The organism is Aeromonas rivipollensis, from assembly GCF_010974825.1.
GTDB lineage: Bacteria > Pseudomonadota > Gammaproteobacteria > Enterobacterales > Aeromonadaceae > Aeromonas > Aeromonas rivipollensis.
Map to the genome: position 1 here is coordinate 34,701 of NZ_JAAILA010000031.1, position 20,930 is coordinate 55,630.

A 20,930-nucleotide genomic window follows, 5' to 3' on the forward strand; every position below is an offset into this window, starting at 1 on the left:
GATGTGCTCCTTTTATTGCCACTGGCGATGATAGGCGCCGAGGGTGGTCTGGCTTCCCTCGGAGACGCGGGCAAGCTGGGCATCCCACTCGCTCTTGACGCTGTAGGCGTCGGGGTTGGCCTGATAGGCGTCGATGGCGGCGCGCCAGACCCGGGTTACCTGCTCAACATAGGCGGGGCTGCGCTGGCGACCCTCGATCTTGACCGACTGGATCCCGGTCTGGAACAGCTCAGGTAACAAGCCAAGCGTGTTGAGACTGGTGGGCTCCTCCAGGGCGTGATAGGTCTGGCCATCCACCTCGAAACGCCCCTTGCACAGTGTCGGGTAACCGGCGTTTTCCCCGGGGCCGTAGCGGTCGATCAGCACCTCGTTGAGCCGCGACTCGAGGCCGTTCGGGGTCTCCTCCCAGCGCACGAACTTGGCGGGGGAGCAGGCACCCACGGTATTGGGGCTCTCGCCGGTCATGTAGGAGGAGAGATAGCAGCGCCCCTCCGCCATGATGCAGAGGCTGCCGAAGGCGAACACCTCGAGGCCGACGTCGGTCTCGCGGGCCAGCTGCCTGACCTGGTGCATGGAGAGCACCCGTGGCAATACCACCCGGCCGACGTTGAAGTGCTGCTGGTAGAAGCGGATGGCGGCGGCGTTGGTGGCGCTGGCCTGCACAGAAACATGGAGCTCCATGTCGGGATGATGGCGGCTGGCGTAATCCAGCACGGCGAGATCGGCGATGATCAGAGCATCGGCACCGAGCGCCACCCCTCTGTCCACCGCCTGCTTCCATCTGGCATCCGAGCCCGGGTGGGCGAAGGTGTTGATGGCGATGTGCAGCTTGCGACCGTGCTGGTGCACATAGTCCACCGCTCTTTCCAGCTTGCTGTCCGTGAAGTTGAGGCCGGCGAAGTGGCGGGCATTGGTGTCGTCCTTGAAGCCGATATAGACGGCATCGGCCCCGTTATCCACGGCTGTCTTCAGTGCCGGCAGGCTGCCTGCCGGGCAGAGTAATTCCATCGGGTACGCTCCGAGAGGGCAAAAATGCAAAAAGTGGCCCGATTGTATGCAGGCTTGGGCCCCCGCTTTTTGACCTGAGGCAGCTTTAGGTGGCTTTACCCTTCTTGAGGTAAGTCGGCACAAGTTTGATTTTCAACAGGATCCTGATAATTGCACTGTGTTTGAATGGGCAAAAAACTGGGAGTTTATCGTGTTTCATCAACTGCAACGCCGCCTGGTCGAACAGGCCCCTCGTCTCTTGCGCCATCCCCTCAAGCTGGTGCCCTTCACCCTGCAGCAAAACCTGATGGAGGCCTTGCTGGCGCAGGCGTTCAAGGAGGCCATCCAGGATGGGGACTTCGCCTTCCTGGCGGGCAAGTGGCTCAAGGTCGAGGTGTCGGATCTCGAGCTGTGCTGGTTTGTCAGCGAGCGAGCGGGAAAACTGGTGGTGGCCCGTGAATGCGAGCGAGCCGATGTCTGCTTCAGCGGCAGCAGCCAGGATCTCATCCTGATTGCCGGTCGCAAGGAGGATCCGGATTCCCTCTTCTTCCAGCGCAGGCTGAAGATAGAAGGGGATACCGAGCTGGGCCTTGAGGTGAAGAACCTGATGGACAGCCTGGACCTCGATGGGCTGCCAGGGCTGATGAAATATCCCCTGATGGATCTGGCCACCCTGATAGAGCGGGTACGCTCAGCGCAGGATCCGCTGCCCGCGTCTATGGCCTGAGCCGCGTCTCAGCTGCAGGGCCAGCCCCCGGGTATGGTGGCGGTGACGCCGCCGGGCCCACAGGCAGCGGCCACCCCAGAGACAGGGGAGCAGGGCGAGCAGGGCCGTGGTGTCAGGCAGGCGCAGCAGCACCAGCCCGAGCGCCAGCCACAGGAACGGAAGAGCCTCGTAGTACCACTCCGGTTGCAGCCAGCGCTTGGCGGGATAGATGACCAGATCGGTGCGCCTGTAGTTGGAGCGCATCATCCAGATGAGGGCGCCCACGGCAAACAGCAGGGTCGCCGCGAGCCAGAGCAGCGGGGAGTGGGCAAAGGACCACAGCACGGCGGAGAGCAGCAGGTAAAGCAGCGGCAGTTGTTCATAGATCCAGGGGGGCAGCATGAGAGGGTGACTCCGGGTAATGCAGCTCGACCCTCTAAGGTTAGCCCTCCCTTTTCCCGTCTTCAGGCCGGTTGGTTATACGAACCATCACTTTTGTTCTGAAATGCAGGGTTAGAAGCGGTGCCAAAATAGCGATTGGTTATGTTACAATTGCGCGCCATTTTTGACTGAAGATTGACTGGGCATGTTGGATCAGATTCGTATCGTGTTGGTAAACACCTCTCACACCGGCAACATGGGGTCTGCGGCGAGAGCCATGAAGACCATGGGGCTGACGCAGCTGGTGTTGGTTGATCCGCAAGCCTTGCCAGATGACGATGCCATCGCCCTGGCGGCAGGTGCCAGCGATGTGCTGGCCAATGCCCGCATAGTCCCGACGCTGGATGACGCCATCGCCGATTGCGGCCTGGTCATCGGCACCAGTGCCCGATCCCGCACCCTGAGCTGGCCCATGCTGGATCCCCGCGAAGCGGGCGAGAAGCTGGTAGCGGAAGGGGTGAAGCACCCGGTCGCTCTGGTGTTTGGCCGTGAACGCACCGGCCTCACCAACGATGAGCTGCAAAAATGCCACTATCACGTGGCCATCCCGGCCAATCCCGAATATAGCTCCCTCAATCTGGCCATGGCGGTGCAGACCCTCTGCTACGAGGTGCGCATGCACTGGCTGGCGACTCAGGAGACTGACACAGCGGCAGAGGCGGAACGGGTCGATTACCCCAGCGCGCAGCAGTTGGAAGGCTTCTATCAACACCTGGAGCAGACTCTGCAGAAGACAGGTTTCATCGCCGATGATCACCCAGGTCATGTGATGAGCAAGCTGCGTCGTCTGTTCAATCGCGCCCGGCCGGAAGTGGTTGAATTGAATATATTGCGGGGCATTCTCACCTCGGTGCAGAAAGCCCGGCCGCAGGATTAATCCCGACTGATTTACTCAACCATATACTTGACTGTTTTAGTCGGGTATGTGACCATATGCCCATATTGATTTGTTCGCAAGACGGTAAGGCATATGAGACTGACCTCAAAAGGACGTTACGCTGTGACAGCCATGCTAGACGTGGCGTTGCATGCAGAGCAGGGGCCTGTTCCCCTGGCTGATATTTCAGAGCGCCAGGGCATCTCCTTGTCCTATCTGGAACAACTGTTTGCCCGTCTGCGCAAGCATGGACTGGTGAGCAGCGTGCGCGGCCCGGGCGGCGGTTATCGCCTCGGCCTGGCCCCTGGCGAGATCTCGGTAGGTCAGGTGATCACCGCGGTCGATGAGTCTGTCGATGCGACCAAGTGTCTCGGCAAGGGTGGCTGCCATGGCGGTACCCAGTGTCTGACCCACTCCCTGTGGCGTGACTTGAGTGAGCGCATTTCCAGTTTCCTGGGGGACATCACCCTGGCGGAGCTGGTCGGCCAGGCCGATGTGCGCCGCATCGCCGGCAAGCAAGATGAACAAATGAAGACCGTGTTGTCCCTGGTTGACCGGGCAGAACGCGGTGATGTGAGCTTGAAAGTCCAACTATAAACGTGCTTTCCACGACGAGTCGCTGTGTGACTCCGTCGTAACGGAGAAAAACATGAAACTGCCTATTTACCTTGATTATTCGGCAACCTGTCCGGTGGACCCGCGTGTCGCAGAAAAAATGATGCAGTGCCTCACCATGGACGGCCTGTTTGGCAATCCTGCCTCCCGCTCTCACCGTTTCGGCTGGCAGGCCGAAGAGGCGGTGGACCTGGCCCGTAATCAAGTGGCAGAGCTGATTGGTGCAGATCCTCGCGAGATCGTCTTCACCTCCGGCGCGACCGAATCCAACAACCTGGCCATCAAGGGCATAGCTCACTTCTATGCTGGCAAGGGCAAGCACATCATCACCTCCAAGACTGAACACAAGGCGGTGCTCGATACCTGCCGTCAGCTGGAGCGTGAAGGTTACGAGGTGACCTACCTCGAGCCGATGCCCAACGGCCTGTTCACCCTGGAGCAGATTGAAGGCGCCCTGCGCGATGACACCATTCTGGTCAGCATCATGCACGTCAACAACGAGATCGGTGTGGTGCAAGATATCGCCGCCATCGGCGAGCTGTGCCGCTCCCGCAAGATCCTGCTGCACGTGGACGCGGTCCAGAGCGTGGGCAAGATCCCGGTCGACGTGGAAGCGCTGAAAGTGGATCTGCTCTCCATGTCCGCGCACAAGGTATACGGTCCTAAGGGCATAGGTGCCCTGTACGTGCGCCGCAAGCCGCGGGTCCGCCTGGAAGCCCAGATGCACGGTGGTGGTCATGAGCGTGGCATGCGCTCCGGCACCCTGGCGACCCACCAGATCGTCGGCATGGGCGAGGCCTTCCGCATCGCCAAGGAAGAGATGGCGAGCGAGAGCCAGCACATCATGGCCCTGCGTCAGCGTCTGTGGAACGGCATCAAGAACATCGAAGAAGTCTATATCAACGGCTCCCTGGACCATCGTGTCCCGGGTAACCTGAACGTCAGCTTCGCCTATGTGGAAGGGGAATCCCTCATCATGGCGCTGAAGGATCTGGCTGTCTCTTCCGGTTCGGCCTGTACCTCGGCCAGTCTCGAGCCTTCCTACGTGTTGCGCGCCCTGGGCCTGAACGACGAGCTGGCACACAGCTCCATCCGTTTCAGCATCGGTCGCTTCACCACAGAGGAAGAGATCGACTACGCAATCAAGCTCATCTGCGACTCCATCGGTCGTCTGCGCGAGATGTCTCCCCTGTGGGAGATGTTCAAGGACGGCGTCGATCTGAACACGGTCGAATGGGCACATCACTGATCCTTGCCAGCGTGGCAAGTGTTTGGTGAACAACGGAATTAGCAGGAGTTAGATATGGCTTACAGTGAAAAAGTAATCGACCACTACGAGAATCCCCGCAACGTCGGTGGTTTTGACAAGAACGATCCCAGCATCGCGACCGGCATGGTCGGCGCCCCGGCCTGTGGCGACGTGATGAAGCTGCAACTGAAGATCAGCGACGACGGCATCATCGAAGACGCCAAGTTCAAGACCTACGGCTGTGGTTCCGCCATCGCCTCCAGCTCCCTGGTGACCGAGTGGGTCAAGGGCAAGACCCTGGACGAAGCCGCCGGCATCAAGAATACCGACATCGCCGAAGAGCTGGCCCTGCCACCGGTGAAGATCCACTGCTCCATTCTGGCGGAGGATGCCATCAAGGCCGCCATCGCCGATTACAAGCAGAAGAAAGGTCTCTAAGGTCCGGAGAGCAGTATGGCCATTACCATGACAGATGCCGCAGCGGCACGGGTTTCCTCTTTCATAACCAACCGGGGCAAGGGCATAGGCCTGCGCCTCGGCGTTAAGACCACCGGCTGTTCTGGCCTTGCCTATGTGCTCGAGTTTGTGGATGAGCTGGCCGCTGAGGATCAGGTGTTCGAGCAGAATGGTGTCAAGATCATCGTCGATGCCAAGAGCCTGCTCCATCTGGATGGCACAGAGCTGGACTTCGTCAAGGAGGGCCTCAACGAGGGCTTCCAGTTCAACAACCCGAACGCCAAGGGCGAGTGCGGTTGTGGCGAGAGCTTCAGCGTCTAATCGATGAAGCCGGCAGCCTGCTGCCGGCTTTGCCGTTCAAGATGGATGGTGAACAAGGCACTAGCCTTCGAGTCTGAGGACACAGAATGAATCATTTCGAGCTGTTCGGGCTGGCAGAGGGCTTCGAGCTCGATACCCGCCAACTGGCAGACACCTACCGCCAGTTGCAAACCCGGTTCCACCCCGATCGTTTTGCCACCGCCCCCGAGCGGGAGCAGTTGGCCGCGGTGCAGCGTGCCGCCCAGATCAACGATGCCTTCACTACCCTCAAGTCCCCCCTGCGCCGAGCCGAATACCTGCTCTCCCTGCGCGGCACCGACATTCGAGGCGAGCAACAGACTCTGCAAGACACCTCTTTCCTGATGCAACAGCTGGAGTGGCGCGAGCGTCTGGCTGACCTGAAAGGGAATGCGAGTCCTGAGCGTGCCATCGAAGATTTTCGTCGCGAGATCAGGCATGATCACCAGTCTCTGATGCAACGGCTGACCGACGCCCTCACCGCGGGTGAAGATCTGACGGCGGCCGATTGCGTGCGCAAACTCAAGTTTGTCGACAAGCTCCTCGAGGAGCTGGAACGATTCGAAGACTCGCTGTTCGAGTCTTGACCCTCTAACGCTGGAATTGTGATTACCCATGGCATTACTGCAAATCGCCGAGCCCGGCCAGAGCGCCGCGCCTCATCAGCACAAACGTGCCGTTGGCATCGATCTCGGCACCACCAACTCCCTGGTCGCGGCAGTGCGCAGCGGCCAGGCCGATACCCTGTGTGACGAGCAAGGGCGCGATCTGCTGCCCTCTGTGGTGCACTATCAAGCTGCCGGGAGCCAGGCCGACGCCATCCGGGTGGGCTTTGACGCCAAGCGTGAAGCCGCCCTCGATCCCCACAACACCATAGTCTCGGTCAAACGGATGATGGGCAAGGCGCTGGCCGACATGGATACCCGTCAGCAGCCTTACGAGTTCGTGGCCGCCGACAACGGCATGCCCCAGATCCAGACCCGCCAGGGGCTGGTCAATCCGGTGCAGGTCTCGGCAGAGATCCTGAAAAAACTGGCCGAGCGCGGCGTCGCCTCCCTCGGCGGCGACCTCGACGGCGTGGTCATCACTGTGCCCGCCTATTTCGACGACGCCCAGCGCCAGGGCACCAAGGATGCGGCTCGTCTGGCCGGCCTGCACGTGCTGCGGCTGCTCAACGAGCCCACTGCCGCCGCCATCGCCTACGGCCTCGACTCCGGTCAGGAAGGGGTGATTGCCGTCTATGACCTCGGTGGCGGCACCTTCGACATCTCCATCCTGCGCCTGCATCGCGGTGTGTTCGAGGTGATGGCCACCGGCGGCGACTCGGCGCTGGGGGGCGATGACTTCGATCACCTGCTGGCGGACTGGATCAAGGCACAAGCCGGCCTGAGCGGCCAGCTCGATGCCCGTACCCAGCGCGAGCTGCTGGACGTGGCGGCGGCGGTCAAGCACGGCCTGACCGATGCCGACCGCGTTTCCTGCACCTTTGCCGGTTGGCAGGGGGAGGTGAGCCGCAGCCAGTTCGACGAGCTCATCATGCCGCTGGTCAAGCGCACCCTGCTGGCCTGCCGCCGCGCACTGCGCGATGCGGGGCTCGAGCAGGTGGAAGTGCTGGAAGTGGTGATGGTAGGGGGCTCCACCCGGGTTCCGCTGGTGCGCGAGCAGGTGGGAGACTTCTTCCAGCGTACGCCCCTGACCAGCATAGATCCGGACAAGGTGGTCGCCATCGGTGCCGCCATCCAGGCGGACATCCTGGTGGGCAACAAGCCCGATGCCGAGATGCTGCTGCTGGACGTCATCCCGCTCTCTCTCGGTCTCGAAACCATGGGGGGGCTTGCCGAGAAGGTGATCCCGCGCAACACCACCATACCGGTGGCCCGCGCCCAGGAGTTCACCACCTTCAAGGATGGCCAGACTGCCATGGCCATTCACGTGGTGCAGGGAGAGCGCGAGCTGGTGGCGGATTGCCGCTCCCTGGCCCGCTTCACCCTGACCGGCATTCCGCCCATGGCGGCCGGCGCCGCCCACATTCGCGTCACCTTCCAGGTGGATGCGGACGGGCTGCTGTCGGTCAGCGCCATGGAGAAATCCTCCGGCGTGCAGGCGGAGATCCAGGTCAAGCCCTCCTATGGCTTGGCGGAAGAGGACATCCTCAGCATGCTGAGCGCCTCCATCGCCAATGCCCAGCAGGACATGGATGCCCGCATGCTGGCGGAGCAGCAGGTCGAAGCCGATCGGGTGGTGGAGAGCCTCAATGCGGCGCTGGCCGCCGATGGCGAGGCGCTGCTGAGTGCCGCCGAACGTGCCGAGATCGATGCCGCGATCCATCATCTGCTGGCCATGCGTGCCACAGGCACAACCAACCAAATCAAAGATGCCATCGAGGCGGCGGATGCCGTCAGTGGCGAGTTTGCGGCCCGTCGCATGGATGCCTCCATTCGCAAGGTGCTGACCGGCCAAAACGTCAACAAGGTGTAATATGCCAAAACTGATCATTCTGCCTCACCCCGAACTCTGTCCGGATGGCGCAGCCCTCGAGGGCGCGACCGGTGAGACCATACTGGACATCGCCCTGCGCAACGGCATCGAGATCGAGCATGCCTGCGAGAAGTCCTGTGCCTGTACCACCTGCCACTGCGTGGTGCGGGAGGGCTTTGACTCCCTCGAGCCGAGCGATGAGCTGGAAGATGACATGCTGGACAAGGCATGGGGGCTGGAGCCGGAATCCCGCCTGAGCTGCCAGGCCCGTCTGGCGGACGAGGATCTAGTGGTGGAACTGCCCAAGTACACCATCAACCTCGCCTCCGAGCGTCATTGATTGGCCCGCTAATTACACATGAGTGAATTGCGCGTGCAGCATCCCATGGTGCAGTGATGATATGGTGAAGGCCGTACCCCTCGGGGGAACGGCCTTTTTTGTCTCCGTTACCCCGCGTTGTTAATGAATCGTGCCAAGAAAAAAGGAAGCAAGAGAAGATGGCTGACATGATGAAGGTACTGTTATCCGCCCAGGCCGCTGCCGCCGTCTGGGGTGAAGGCGCCCTGCTCAGTTTCAGCGGTGAGGAGACCCTGATCCACCTGGGCGCCACCGCCCAGCAGCAGGATGCCTTGCGAACCATTCAGCGGGCAGCCCGCCGACTCGAATCGAGTGGCATCAAGCGGGTGAGCCTGGCCGGTGAGGGTTGGGATCTGGAGCGTCGTTACGCCTTCGCCCAGGGCTTCTATGCCGCCAAGGGGCAGCGTGAACTGGACTTCGGCGAGCAGAGCGCGGCGCAGGCCCGCGAGCTGGAGGCGCTCGTCAAGGCGACCCGCTGGGTGCGCGAGGTGACCAACGGTTGCCCGGAAGAGATCTACCCCATGAGCCTGGCGGAGTCCGCCCTGCTGCTGATCCGCGGCCTGGGTGGCGATCAGGTCACCGCCCGCATCACCGCAGGAGAAGCCCTGCGGGAGGCCGGTCATATCGGGATCTGGTCGGTGGGCCGCGGCAGCGAGCGCGAGCCCGTGCTGCTGGAGCTGGACTACAACCCGACCGGGGATCGCAACGCCCCCGTGGTGGCGGCCCTGGTGGGCAAGGGCATCACCTTCGACTCCGGCGGCTACTCCATGAAGTCCTCTGACAACATGCTGCCGATGAAGTCCGACATGGGCGGTGCCGCCATGGTGACCGGCGCCCTGGCGCTCGCCATCAGCCGTGGCCTCGACAAGCGGGTGAAGCTCATTCTCTGCTGCGCCGAGAACCTGGTCTCCGGCCACGCCTTCAAGCTCGGCGACATCCTCACCTACAAGAACGGCATCTCGGTGGAGATCCAGAACACTGACGCCGAAGGGCGTCTGGTGCTGGCCGACGGCCTGCTGGCGGCCTCCGACAGCGGCGCGGCCCACATTCTCGATGCCGCCACCCTGACCGGCGCCGCCAAGACGGCGCTGGGCCGCGACTACAACGCCGTGTTTGCGCTGGATGAAGCCGAGCAGGCGCGCGCCCTGGCCGCCGCTAAAGCCGAGAACGAGAAGGCCTGGCCCCTGCCGCTGGAACCCTGGCATGTGGGTCAGCTCACCTCGGCCTTCGCCGAGCTGGGCAACGTCGCCTCCGCCGAAGGCACAGCCGGTGCCACCACGGCGGCCGCGTTTTTGTCGCGCTTCGTGCGTGACGAGGGCAAGGGCTGGGTGCACCTGGATCTCGCGGCCTCCTATCAAAAATCCGGCAACGAGCTGTGGGCGACCGGCGCCAAAGGCCACGGTCTGCGCACTATCGCCCGTTGGCTGCAGGAGGTGACTCAATGAACATCTGGCTGAGCCGTGAATTTGCCGCCCCCGAGTGGGGAGAGGGGGCACTGCTTTCCCATCGCCCCGATGGCATGGTGATCCACCTGGTGACGGCGTCGCCCTTGCTGGACATCCAGCAGGCGGCCCGCCGCCTCTGTGGTCAGGGGATCCAGAAGGTCGCCCTGTGCGGTCACTGGGAGCGCGAGCAGCAGTGGGCCTTCGCCCAGGGGTTGCAGACCCCCAAGGCAGAGGTGGAGCTGCAGTGGGCGACCTCGTCCGAAGAGGACAGGGAGGAGCTGGAGGCGCGCTGGCTGTGCGGGCGCTGGGTGCGCGAGATGACCAATGCGACCCCGGAGCAGCTGGGCCCGCTGGAGCTGGCGGTGGAGGCGGCGGCCTTCATCACCGAGCTGGCGCCGGACAGGATCAGCCATCGCATCCTCAAGGGGGAGGCGCTGCAACAGGCGGGTTGGGTCGGTCTCTATCAGGTTGGCCGCGGCAGCGATCGCGAGCCCGTGATGCTGGAGCTGGACTACAACCCCACCGGGGATCGCAATGCCCCCGTGGTGGCGGCCCTGGTGGGCAAGGGGATCACCTTCGACTCCGGCGGCTACTCCATGAAAACCTCCCAGGGCATGCTGACCATGAAGCATGACATGGGGGGGGCGGCCATTGTCACCGGCGCCCTGGCGCTGGCCATACTGCGCGGCCTCGACAAGAGGGTGAAGCTCATCCTCTGCTGCGCCGAGAACCTGGTCTCCGGCCATGCCTACAAGCTGGGTGACATCCTCACCTACAAGAACGGCACCACGGTCGAAATCGTCAACACAGACGCAGAGGGGCGCCTGGTGCTGGCCGACGGCCTGCAGCTCGCCGGTGAATCCGGCGCGCCCCTCATCATAGACGCCGCCACCCTGACGGGGGCCGCCGTGATGGCGCTGGGGGGACGCTACAACGCCCTGTTTGGTCTGGACAAGGGGCTGGTGAGCCGCGCCATGGCCTACTCGGATGCGGAGCAGGAGCCGGCCTGGCCGCTGCCGCTCGAGCCCTGGCATCGTCAGCAGTGCCCGTCCCACTATGCCGATACGGCCAACAGCCGTCCGGTGCCGGGCGGTGGCCCGGGCGGCGCCTCCAACGCGGCGGGCTTCCTCTCCCGCTTCGTCGGCAATGAAGGGCGGGGTTGGTTGCACGTGGATCTGGCCGCCTGTTTCAGCGAGAACGGCGACAACCTCTGGGCCCCCGGGGCCAACACCCTGGGGATGCGAACCATAGCGCACACCCTGCTGGCGGAGACGCGCCGAGGGGCATGACAAGGCGAAAGGGCACCTCGGGGTGCCCTTTTCAGTGGTGCTGGTTAAATGAGCAATAGATAAGGTTTTAGCGGGTTAGCGTGACTATCGTGCACAAGCGCACATTTTTTCTTAGTGCCATGGCACAAGATGAGTCACCATGTTGTTTCAAGGAATTATTTGTTTAATAAGAAGTTGCTTTTTTGTGTGTTATTTCGTTTTTTGTTTACGTATAATCGCCGCCGAACATGGATTCCTACAATAAAACTCTGTAGTTAAGGAAAGAACTCAATGGCTATCGAACGTACCTTCTCTATCGTCAAGCCGGACGCGGTCAGCAAGAACCTGATCGGTGCCATCTACAGCCGCTTCGAGAGCGCCGGCCTGAAAGTGGTCGCCGCCAAGATGCTGCACCTGAGCAGCGAGCAGGCCGCCGGTTTCTACGCCGAACACCAGGGCAAGCCTTTCTATGATGGCCTGGTCGCTTTCATGACCTCGGGTCCCGTCATGGTACAGGTGCTGGAAGGGGAAGACGCTATTCGCCGTCACCGCGAAATCATGGGCGCCACCAACCCGAAAGAGGCCCTGGCCGGTACCCTGCGTTCCTGCTACGCCGAGAGCATAGATCGCAACGCCGTGCACGGTTCCGATGCCCCGGCCTCTGCCGCCCGTGAAATCGCCTACTTCTTCTCCGACGCAGAGATCTGCCCGCGCGGCTGATTTTCGTCAGAAGATCAACAAGGGAGCCTCGGCTCCCTTTTGTTTTTTGGTCATTCGGTCAATATCCCCTTATTCTCCAGGTGGAAAGGCAGACCCATTATTTGTACAATGCCGCCCCCTGACGTAGGTCAGCCGATAATTTATGAAGTGTGTGAGCTGAGGCCCTTGATGAGCGAAACAAAAACCAACCTGCTGGATCTCGATCGGGATGCCATGCGTGCCTTCTTCGTCGAGCTGGGCGAGAAGCCGTTCCGGGCAGATCAGATAATGAAGTGGATCTACCACTCCGGTTGTGATGACTTCGATCAGATGAGCAACGTCAACAAGGCGTTGCGTGAGCGTCTCAAGGCCATTGCCGAGATCCGCGCCCCCGAGGTGAGCCGCGAGCAACGCTCTGCGGATGGCACCATCAAGTGGGCCCTGCAGGTCGGGGATCAGGAAGTCGAGACCGTCTACATCCCGGAGGCGGATCGTGCGACCCTGTGCGTCTCCTCCCAGGTCGGCTGCGCCCTGGCGTGCACCTTCTGCTCCACCGCCCAGCAAGGTTTCAACCGCAACCTGAAGGTCTCCGAGATCATCGGCCAGGTCTGGCGCGCCGCCAAGATAGTCGGTGGCAAGCGCCCCATCACCAACGTGGTGATGATGGGCATGGGCGAGCCGTTGCTCAACCTCGCCAACGTGGTGCCGGCCATGAGCCTGATGATGGATGACTTTGGTTTTGGCATCTCCAAGCGCCGGGTCACCCTCTCCACCTCCGGTGTGGTGCCGGCACTGGACATGCTGGGGGACCAGATCGACGTGGCCCTGGCCATCTCCCTGCATGCGCCGAACGACAAGCTGCGCTCCGAGATCATGCCGATCAACGACAAGTACAACATCGAGGCCTTCCTGGCGGGGGTGCGCCGTTATCTGGCCAAATCCAACGCCAATGGCGGCCGGGTGACGGTGGAGTATGTGCTGCTCGATCATATCAATGACGACATGCAGCATGCCCATGAGCTGGCGCAGGTCCTCAAAGAGACCCCTTGCAAGATCAACCTGATCCCCTTCAACCCCTTCCCGGGCAATCCGTTTGGCAAGCCGAGCAACAGCCGCATCGACCGTTTCTCCAAGGTGCTGATGGAGTACGGCATGACCGTCATAGTGCGCAAGACCCGGGGGGATGACATAGACGCCGCCTGTGGCCAGCTGGTGGGGGAGGTGATCGATCGTACCAAGCGCACCATGAAAAATCGGATGCAACAGGATGGGATTTCCGTCAAAATGGTTTAACTCGCTAAGCCATTGTATAGACAGGAAATGGATATCCGTACATTGATCGTAGTGGCAGCGCTCTGCGCGCTGCCTGGCTGTGTCACCGAGACCACTTACGCTGGCCAGAATTCGACCCAGCGTGAAGTGGGTCCCGACTTCAAGGCGGCTGCCCAGACCCGTCTCGATCTGGGTATTCAATATCTGCGTCAGGGCAATGCCGAACAGGCCAAATTCAACCTTGACCGAGCCCTCCAGTACGATCCCAGCAACCCTCAGGTCTATATCGGCTTCGCCTATTTCTACCAGCAGGTATCCGATTTCAAGGCGGCCGAGGAGAACTACAAGAAGGCACTGGCCATGGATCCGACCAATGCTGACGCGATGAACAACTACGGTGCCTTCCTGTGCAACCGTGGCCGTTTCGAGGAGGCGGAGAAGGCATTCCTGCAGGCGGTCAGCCAGCCAGATTACGTCAAGATCGCCGATACCTACGAGAATGCGGCGCTCTGCTCGGTGCAAAATAACAGAAATGACAAGGCCAACGAGTACTATCGTCTGGCCTTGGGGTATAATCCCCGCAATCCAAGGTTATTGCTGGACATGGCCGAGCTTTCCATGAAAGATGGCAAGCTGCCTGATGTGCAGTCTTACCTCGTGCGTTTTGCCGAAGTGGCAGACGAAAACGAGGATAGCCTCTGGCTCCGGCTGCGGCTGGCCCAGGCCATGGACAAACCGGCATTACTTCACCAATTCGGGACTGAGCTGGTAAGGCAATATCCCACTTCGCAACAAGCCAAGCGTTACTTAGCCAATGACTACTGAACAGCCACACGATTTTCAAGACGACTCCCAGGCAGTGGGCCCAGGCCAGCTGCTGCGCAACGCCCGTGAACAGCTTGGCTGGACACGAGAGCAGGTTGCGTCCCGCATTCACCTTCGTCTGACTCTGATCGCCGCCATCGAGGCGGATACCTACGACAAGCATACGTCCCACACCTTTATCCGCGGCTATCTGCGCGCCTATGCCAAGCTGGTCGGCATTCCCGAGGAGACCATACTCGCGGCCTACGACAAGCTGGGACTGACGCCGCCCGATAACATCGACATGCAGAGCTTCTCCCGTCGCTCCCGCCAGCAAGCCAACGATAGTCGGCTCAAGGTGGTGACCTGGCTGGTGATCCTGGTGCTGATCGCGCTCTCCATCGCATGGTGGTGGCAGAGCACGGCACGTCGTTCCGCCGGGGATGAAGCCCTGGCTGCGAGCGAAATGGGCACGGAGCAGACGATGTCTGTCGCCAGCGTGACGCCTGCCGTGGATGTCGCCGACCCCGTATTGCCCGTGGCCTCCGACGCCGTGGCGACGGAAGTTGTGGTAAGTGACGCCGCCGCCACAGTGCCGGCCGTCGTTGCCGCGACCAGTGCCGCCCTGTCTACCGAGACCTCGGCTGCTGAGGCAACCCTGGCACCGGCAGAGCCGGCCGCCACCGAACCTGGCAAGGCGCCCCAGCTCAAGATGAGCTTCACCGCCGACTGCTGGCTGGATGTCAAGGATGCCAACGGCAAGACCCTGTTCAGCGGTCTGAAGAAGGCGAACGACGAGCTTGTTCTGGAAGGACCCGAGCCACTCAGATTCATCGTTGGCGCGCCCATGGCGGTCAATCTCGAATACCAGGGCAAGTCCTTCGACATGAGCCGTTACAACAACGGCCGGACTGCTCGCTTCTCACTGCCGCAGGAGTAATCTGTCCGCCATGTCCGCTCACGAATCCCCCATTATTCGTCGTCAATCCAGGCAGATCATGGTCGGCAATGTGCCGGTTGGGGGCAATGCCCCCATCACGGTGCAAACCATGACCAACACCAAGACCACGGATGTCGCCGCCACCGTCGAGCAGATCCAGCGGATCGAGCGGGTCGGTGCTGACATAGTCCGGGTCTCGGTACCCACCATGGAAGCGGCGGAAGCCTTCAAGCTCATCAAACAGCAGACCCGCATTCCCATCGTCGCCGACATCCACTTCGACTACCGCATCGCCCTGAAAGTGGCCGAATACGGTGCCGACTGCCTGCGCATCAACCCGGGCAACATAGGCAACGAAGAGCGGGTGCGCGCCGTGGTCGACTGTGCCCGTCATTACAACATTCCGATCCGCATCGGCGTCAACGGCGGCTCCCTGGAGCGTGACATCCAGGAAAAGTATGGCGAGCCGACCCCGGAAGCCCTGCTCGAGTCGGCCATGCGCCACGTGGATTACCTGGATCGCCTCAACTTCGATAACTTTAAGGTGAGCGTCAAGGCCTCCGACGTCTTCCTGGCGGTCGGTGCCTATCGGCTGCTGGCCAAGCAGATCGATCAGCCGCTGCACCTGGGGATCACCGAGGCGGGCGGCTTCCGTGCCGGCGCGGTGAAATCCGCCATCGGGCTCGGCATGCTGCTGGCCGATGGCATCGGCGACACCATCCGCATCTCCCTGGCCGCCGATCCGGTGGAAGAGGTGAAGGTCGGCTTCGATATTCTCAAGTCCCTGCGCATTCGCTCTCGCGGCATCAACTTCATCGCCTGTCCCTCCTGCTCCCGTCAGGAGTTCGATGTGATAGGGACGGTGAACGCCCTGGAAGAGCGGCTCGAGGACATCATCACCCCGATGGACGTCTCCATCATCGGCTGCGTGGTGAACGGCCCGGGCGAGGCCCTGGTCTCGGATCTGGGGCTGGCGGGCGCCGCCAACAAGAGTGCCTTCTATGAAGGGGGCCAGCGGGTCGACCGGCTCGACAACAAGGATCTCATCCCGACCCTGGAGCGCCGTATCCGCGCCCGGGCGGCCATGCTGGATCCGGCCAACCAGATCCAGGTGGACAAAGGTTGAACCATTGAGGGGCCACCTGGGGTGGCCCCGGCTTTAGGTTGTTGATTTTAAATCCCGCATCCGGGCACCCTGATTTTACCTCGGGGCCGAAAATCCCTATAATGCGGCCAAATTTTACCTCTTTTTCTCGAGTATCAACGTGGCAAAACAGATCCAAGCTATTCGCGGTATGAATGATTGCCTGCCGGAGCAGAGCCCGGTATGGCAGAAAGTGGAACAGATCCTGCGCCAGGTCGTCGCCAGCTACGGCTACAGCGAAGTGCGCATGCCCATCGTCGAACAGACCCATCTGTTCAAGCGCGCCATCGGTGAAGTGACCGACGTGGTCGAAAAAGAGATGTACACCTTTGAAGACCGCAACGGCGACAGCCTGAGCCTGCGTCCGGAAGGGACCGCCAGCTGCGTCCGTGCCGGTATCGAGCACGGCCTGCTCTACAACCAGGAACGCCGGATGTGGTACATGGGCCCCATGTTCCGTCACGAGCGTCCCCAGAAGGGCCGTTATCGCCAGTTCCACCAGTTCGGGGTCGAGCTGTTTGGCATCAACGGGCCTGACATCGACGCCGAGCTCATCATGCTGACCCACCGCCTGTGGCGTCTGTTCGGCATCAGCGATCACGTCACCCTGCAGCTCAACACGCTCGGTCAGAGCGACGAGCGCGCCGCTTACCGCGATGCGCTGGTGGCCTACCTGGAGCAGTACAAGAGCGAGCTGGACGAAGAGAGCCAGCGCCGCATGTACAGCAACCCGCTGCGGGTGCTCGACTCCAAGGACGAGAAGGTACAGGCCATTCTGGTGGGTGCCCCCCGTCTGTTCGATCACCTGGGTGAAGAGAGCCTGGCCCACTTCGAGGGGCTCAAGCGCCTGCTCGAGTCTGCCGGCATTCAATACGAGGTGAACGAGCGTCTGGTGCGCGGCCTCGACTACTACAACCTCACCGTGTTCGAGTGGGTGACGAGCAGCCTGGGCGCCCAGGGCACAGTCCTGGCCGGTGGCCGTTACGACGGCCTGGTGGAGCAGCTCGGCGGTCAGGCGACCCCGGCCGTGGGCTTTGCCATGGGCATGGAGCGTCTGGTGCTGATGCTCGAAACCCTCGAGCTCAACGCCGACATCCGCCCGGCGGTGGATGTCTATCTGGCCATGGTGGGCGAGGGCACCGAGCAGGCAGGCTTCCAGCTTGCCGAGCGGCTGCGCGACGCCCTGCCGGACTTGCGTCTGATGAGCCACTGCGGTGGCGGCAACTTCAAGAAACAACTCAAGCGTGCCGACAAGAGCGGCGCGGCCATTGCCCTGATGCTCGGCGAGACCGAGGTGCAAAGCGGGGAGATCACCATCAAATATCTGCGTGGCCAGGCCGAGCAACAGACCGTCTCGGTCGATGCCGCCATCGCCCTGCTGGCAGCTAAAGGAGAGTAAGCTGTGGAAGTGTATACCACTGAAGAACAACAGGTTGAGGTCATCAAGAGCTGGTGGAAAGAGAACGGCACCTCGGTACTCGCCGGGACTGTGATCGGTCTGGTCGGCCTCTTTGGCTGGCGTTACTACAACGAGCTGCAGCAGACCAATCAGGAAGCCGCCTCCCAGGCTTATAACGCCATGACAGCCCAGCTCGCCAAGGGTGACGATGCCGCCCTTGAGCAGGCCAAGAGCTTCATCAGCGCCCATCAGGGCGACGCCTATGCGGAGTTGGCTGCCCTGCAACTTGCCGCGGCTGCGGTCAAGGCGGGCAAGCTGGATCTGGCCGCCGAGCAGCTGACCCAGGTGGCCGCGAACGGCGACGAGAGCATCAAGCCCATCGCCGCCCTGCGCCTGGCACGGGTGCTCAAGGATCAGGGCAAGGCCGACGAGGCCCTGGCCCAGCTTGGCAAGATCAACAACGACGCCTTCAAGGCCCAGGTGGCGGAAGTGCGTGGTGACGTGCTGCTGGGGCAGGGCAAGCCCGAAGAGGCGCGCGATGCCTATCAGGTGGCGGCCGATGCCGGCGGCCTGCAGAGCAGCGCCGAACTCAAGCTGAAGATGGACGATCTGGCGCTGCCAGCGGTCACTGCGGGTGAGGCTCCGGATGCGTAATCTGTACAAGAAAATGGCGCTGGGGGTGGCAGTCTCCCTGGCCCTGCAGGGTTGCTCCCTGTTCAGCTCAGAGGAAGACCTGACCCCGATGGCGCCTCTGCCCGTGGTGGAGTCCGCCTTCAGTGCCGATACCCTGTGGTCCTCCTCCGTCGGGGATGGCATAGGTGATTTCTACTCCCAGCTGCAACCCGTGGTGGAAGAGGATCACATCTATGCCGCCGCCCGTGATGGGGATGTGACCGCCTTCGATCGCAACAGTGGCGAGACCCTGTGGAGCGTGGATCTGGCAGACCTGCCCATCAACGCCGACAAGCGCAGCGCCCGCCTCTCCGGCGGTCTGGTCTCCCGTTACGGCAAGCTGTTCCTCGGCTCCGAGAACGGGGTGGTCTACGCCCTGAACGAAGCGAACGGGGAAGTGCTGTGGCAGACCACTGTGCCCGGTGAAGTGGTGGCGAGCCCCGCCGTCGAGGATGGTCGCGTGGTGGTGCTGACCACCTCGGGCCGTCTGATGGCGCTCGATACCGATGAGGGCAAGCTGCAGTGGACCCTGTCCGAAGAGCAGCCGCCCCTGACCCTGCGCAGCGCCAGCACCCCTGTCATCACCAACGGCGCCGTGCTCTATGGCCGTGCCGATGGCAAGGTGGGCATAGCCCTGCTGAGCAACGGCCAGCCGGTGCGCCAGTCCAAGGTGGCCGACCCGCGCGGTGCCACCGAGCTGGATCGCATGGTCGATGTGGACGCCCGTCCGCTGATTGCCGGTGATGAGCTCTATGCCATCGCCTACAATGGCCAGCTGATGGCCCGCAAGCTGATGACAGGTGACGAGGTGTGGAAGCGCAAGTATTCCGGCTACCGCGACATGGCGGTTACCGGCAATGCCATAGTGCTGACCGACAGCCGCAGTCATCTGTTTGCGGTGGATCGTCGCAATGGTCTTGAGCTGTGGTCCAACACCCAGCTGGAAAACCGCACCGTGACCGCTCCCGTCGTCCTGGGTGACTACGTGGTGGTCGGCGATGTGGAAGGTTACCTGTATTGGCTGGATCGGACCGACGGGTCCATTAAGGCCATGCAGCAGCTCGACAGCAGTGGTCTCTATGCCGCGCCCCTGGTGGACGGTGACACCCTGTATGTGCAGAGCCGTGGCGGCAAGTTGTACGCTATCAAGCGTCCCTGATCGCCCGTCAATCTGAATATCCGGCTCCTGGTCTTCGGACCCGGAGCCTTTGTCGTCTTGAGAATGAGGCTTTTATGACTCCTGTAGTAGCCCTGGTGGGCCGCCCCAACGTGGGGAAATCCACCCTGTTTAACCGCCTGACCCGTACCCGGGATGCCCTGGTTGCCGATTTCCCCGGCCTGACCCGGGACCGCAAATACGGCCAGGCGAAGTTGGGCGAGCTGGAATTTATCGTGGTCGATACCGGCGGTATCGATGGCACCGAGGAGGGGATCGAGCTGAAGATGGCCGAGCAGTCCCTGCTGGCCATCGAGGAAGCGGATGTGGTGCTCTTCATGGTGGATGCCCGTGCCGGTTTGACCGCCGCGGATCAGGCCATCGCCGAGCACCTGCGCAAGACCCACAAGAAGGTGTTCCTGGTCGCCAACAAGACCGACGGCATCGACGGTGACTCCGCGGTCTCCGAGTTCTACGGTCTGGCGCTGGGGGAGGTCTACCAGATCGCCGCCGCCCACGGTCGTGGGGTGCTGAGCCTGCTGGAGCTGGCGCTGGCCCCCCACCTTGAGACCCTGGTCGAGGCCGCCGCCGAAGAAGAGGCGCAGGAAGAGGAGGACTTCGACGAAGAAGCCCTGCTGCGCATGGTGGCCGCCGGTGATCTCGACACTCGGGAAGACACCAAGGAGACCCCGTTCGCCGACTTGCCCATCAAGTTCGCCATCGTCGGTCGCCCCAACGTCGGCAAGTCCACCCTGACCAACCGCATGCTGGGTGAAGACCGCGTCATCGTCTATGACATGCCGGGCACCACCCGCGACTCCGTCTACATCCCCATGGAGCGTGACGAGCAGAAGTACGTGGTCATCGACACCGCTGGCGTGCGTCGCCGTGGCAAGGTGCACGAGACGGTGGAGAAGTTCTCCGTCATCAAGACCTTGAAAGCCATTGAGGACGCCAACGTCTGCCTGCTGGTGATAGACGCTCGCGAGACCATCACGGATCAGGACTTGAGCATCCTCGGCTTCGTGCTGAGCAGCGGCCGCTCCGTGGTGCTGGTGGTGAACAAGTGGGACGGTCTGGATCAGAAGGTGAAGGAAGACATCAAGAACGAGCTGGACAGACGCCTGGGCTTCATCGATTTCGCCCGCGTCCACTTCATCTCCGCCCTGCACGGCAGCGGCGTCGGCCATCTGTTTGAGTCCATCAACGAGGCTTACCAGTCCGCCACCCGTCGTACCAGCACCGCGATGCTGACCCGCATCATGCAGATGGCGCAGGAAGATCACCAGCCGCCCATGGTCAACGGTCGCCGCGTCAAGCTCAAGTATGCCCACGCCGGTGGCTACAACCCGCCGCGCATCGTTATCCACGGCAACCAGTTGAACGATCTGCCTGACTCCTACAAGCGGTATCTCATCAACTACTTCCGCAAGTCCCTGAAGATCATGGGTACCCCGATCCGGGTCGAGTTCCAGGAGTCGGTCAACCCCTTCGAGGGCAAGAAGAACACCCTGACCCTGAGCCAGGAGCGGCAACGGGATCGCCTGCTCAAGGCGAAGAACAAGAGCAAGAAATAAGCCCTGACGGCTGCCCTGGTGGCAGCCGTTTTTTTATCTGCAAGAAGA

The 20,930-nt window shown here is 61.9% G+C and carries 22 protein-coding genes; 20 read left to right on the plus strand and 2 right to left on the minus strand.

The window, feature by feature from the left end; genetic code table 11:
* Positions 1 to 12 precede the first annotated feature (12 nt).
* Positions 13 to 1,008 (minus strand): ubiquinone anaerobic biosynthesis protein UbiU, encoded by a 996-nt coding sequence (gene ubiU, locus G4923_RS17375; protein WP_106886573.1) that lies wholly within the window; start codon positions 1,006 to 1,008, stop codon positions 13 to 15.
* A gap of 190 nt (positions 1,009 to 1,198) precedes the next feature.
* Between ubiU and ubiT the strand changes: the two genes are divergently transcribed.
* On the plus strand, positions 1,199 to 1,714 hold the full coding sequence (gene ubiT / locus G4923_RS17380) for a ubiquinone anaerobic biosynthesis accessory factor UbiT (protein ID WP_111912229.1): 516 nt from the start codon (positions 1,199 to 1,201) through the stop codon (positions 1,712 to 1,714).
* Here ubiT and G4923_RS17385 read toward each other — a convergent pair.
* Entirely contained in the window at positions 1,679 to 2,095 is a 417-nt protein-coding gene (locus G4923_RS17385; protein ID WP_163137805.1) for a hypothetical protein, read from the minus strand. The genes ubiT and G4923_RS17385 overlap by 36 nt on opposite strands.
* 184 nt (positions 2,096 to 2,279) lie before the next feature.
* On the opposite strand from G4923_RS17385, the gene trmJ reads away from it, so the two are divergent.
* From trmJ to der, 19 genes are all read left to right on the plus strand, one after another.
* Entirely contained in the window at positions 2,280 to 3,011 is a 732-nt protein-coding gene (trmJ, locus tag G4923_RS17390) for a tRNA (cytosine(32)/uridine(32)-2'-O)-methyltransferase TrmJ (RefSeq protein WP_106886575.1), read from the plus strand.
* 93 nt (positions 3,012 to 3,104) lie between these two features.
* Positions 3,105 to 3,608 (plus strand): Fe-S cluster assembly transcriptional regulator IscR, encoded by a 504-nt coding sequence (gene iscR / locus G4923_RS17395; protein WP_025327241.1) that lies wholly within the window; start codon positions 3,105 to 3,107, stop codon positions 3,606 to 3,608.
* A 52-nt stretch (positions 3,609 to 3,660) separates the two neighbouring features.
* A complete protein-coding gene (locus G4923_RS17400) occupies positions 3,661 to 4,875 on the plus strand; it encodes an IscS subfamily cysteine desulfurase (RefSeq protein WP_139745037.1) in 1,215 nt (404 codons plus the stop codon).
* 54 nt (positions 4,876 to 4,929) lie between these two features.
* Positions 4,930 to 5,313 carry a Fe-S cluster assembly scaffold IscU gene (iscU, locus tag G4923_RS17405; RefSeq protein ID WP_005299770.1) on the plus strand — a complete coding sequence of 128 codons (384 nt, stop codon included), beginning with the start codon at positions 4,930 to 4,932 and terminating at the stop codon, positions 5,311 to 5,313.
* 15 nt (positions 5,314 to 5,328) lie between these two features.
* A complete protein-coding gene (gene iscA, locus G4923_RS17410) occupies positions 5,329 to 5,652 on the plus strand; it encodes an iron-sulfur cluster assembly protein IscA (protein ID WP_163137806.1) in 324 nt (107 codons plus the stop codon).
* Positions 5,653 to 5,738: 86 nt separating this feature from the next.
* On the plus strand, positions 5,739 to 6,257 hold the full coding sequence (hscB, locus tag G4923_RS17415) for a co-chaperone HscB (RefSeq protein ID WP_025327239.1): 519 nt from the start codon (positions 5,739 to 5,741) through the stop codon (positions 6,255 to 6,257).
* Between the two features lie 28 nt (positions 6,258 to 6,285).
* Complete coding sequence (gene hscA, locus G4923_RS17420; protein WP_163137807.1) at positions 6,286 to 8,148, plus strand: Fe-S protein assembly chaperone HscA; 1,863 nt, start codon at positions 6,286 to 6,288, stop codon at positions 8,146 to 8,148.
* A 1-nt stretch (position 8,149) separates the two neighbouring features.
* The gene (fdx, locus tag G4923_RS17425) at positions 8,150 to 8,488 is read left to right on the plus strand and encodes an ISC system 2Fe-2S type ferredoxin (protein ID WP_005324284.1); all 339 of its coding nucleotides are present in this window, start codon (positions 8,150 to 8,152) and stop codon (positions 8,486 to 8,488) included.
* Between the two features lie 158 nt (positions 8,489 to 8,646).
* A complete protein-coding gene (gene pepB, locus G4923_RS17430; protein WP_163137808.1) occupies positions 8,647 to 9,951 on the plus strand; it encodes an aminopeptidase PepB in 1,305 nt (434 codons plus the stop codon).
* Positions 9,948 to 11,240 carry an aminopeptidase PepB gene (pepB, locus tag G4923_RS17435; protein ID WP_139745040.1) on the plus strand — a complete coding sequence of 431 codons (1,293 nt, stop codon included), beginning with the start codon at positions 9,948 to 9,950 and terminating at the stop codon, positions 11,238 to 11,240. The genes pepB (G4923_RS17430) and pepB (G4923_RS17435) overlap by 4 nt, the downstream gene beginning before the upstream one ends.
* Positions 11,241 to 11,510: 270 nt before the next feature.
* Positions 11,511 to 11,939 (plus strand): nucleoside-diphosphate kinase, encoded by a 429-nt coding sequence (ndk, locus tag G4923_RS17440; RefSeq protein ID WP_005324280.1) that lies wholly within the window; start codon positions 11,511 to 11,513, stop codon positions 11,937 to 11,939.
* A gap of 168 nt (positions 11,940 to 12,107) precedes the next feature.
* Entirely contained in the window at positions 12,108 to 13,211 is a 1,104-nt protein-coding gene (rlmN, locus tag G4923_RS17445; protein WP_111912199.1) for a dual-specificity RNA methyltransferase RlmN, read from the plus strand.
* Between the two features lie 12 nt (positions 13,212 to 13,223).
* Complete coding sequence (gene tapF / locus G4923_RS17450; RefSeq protein WP_205597210.1) at positions 13,224 to 14,015, plus strand: type IV pilus biogenesis/stability protein PilW; 792 nt, start codon at positions 13,224 to 13,226, stop codon at positions 14,013 to 14,015.
* Positions 14,005 to 14,934: a RodZ domain-containing protein gene (locus tag G4923_RS17455; RefSeq protein WP_163137810.1), complete on the plus strand. Its 930-nt coding sequence runs from the start codon at positions 14,005 to 14,007 to the stop codon at positions 14,932 to 14,934. Before tapF ends, G4923_RS17455 begins: the two co-directional genes overlap by 11 nt.
* A 10-nt stretch (positions 14,935 to 14,944) precedes the next feature.
* Positions 14,945 to 16,060 carry a flavodoxin-dependent (E)-4-hydroxy-3-methylbut-2-enyl-diphosphate synthase gene (gene ispG, locus G4923_RS17460; RefSeq protein ID WP_163137811.1) on the plus strand — a complete coding sequence of 372 codons (1,116 nt, stop codon included), beginning with the start codon at positions 14,945 to 14,947 and terminating at the stop codon, positions 16,058 to 16,060.
* A gap of 139 nt (positions 16,061 to 16,199) precedes the next feature.
* Positions 16,200 to 17,477 (plus strand): histidine--tRNA ligase, encoded by a 1,278-nt coding sequence (hisS, locus tag G4923_RS17465; protein WP_163137812.1) that lies wholly within the window; start codon positions 16,200 to 16,202, stop codon positions 17,475 to 17,477.
* A gap of 3 nt (positions 17,478 to 17,480) precedes the next feature.
* Positions 17,481 to 18,131 (plus strand): YfgM family protein, encoded by a 651-nt coding sequence (locus G4923_RS17470; protein ID WP_041205942.1) that lies wholly within the window; start codon positions 17,481 to 17,483, stop codon positions 18,129 to 18,131.
* Positions 18,124 to 19,308 carry an outer membrane protein assembly factor BamB gene (gene bamB, locus G4923_RS17475; protein ID WP_163137813.1) on the plus strand — a complete coding sequence of 395 codons (1,185 nt, stop codon included), beginning with the start codon at positions 18,124 to 18,126 and terminating at the stop codon, positions 19,306 to 19,308. The genes G4923_RS17470 and bamB overlap by 8 nt, the downstream gene beginning before the upstream one ends.
* A gap of 74 nt (positions 19,309 to 19,382) precedes the next feature.
* Positions 19,383 to 20,882: a ribosome biogenesis GTPase Der gene (gene der / locus G4923_RS17480; RefSeq protein WP_106886585.1), complete on the plus strand. Its 1,500-nt coding sequence runs from the start codon at positions 19,383 to 19,385 to the stop codon at positions 20,880 to 20,882.
* Positions 20,883 to 20,930: the final 48 nt, after the last annotated feature.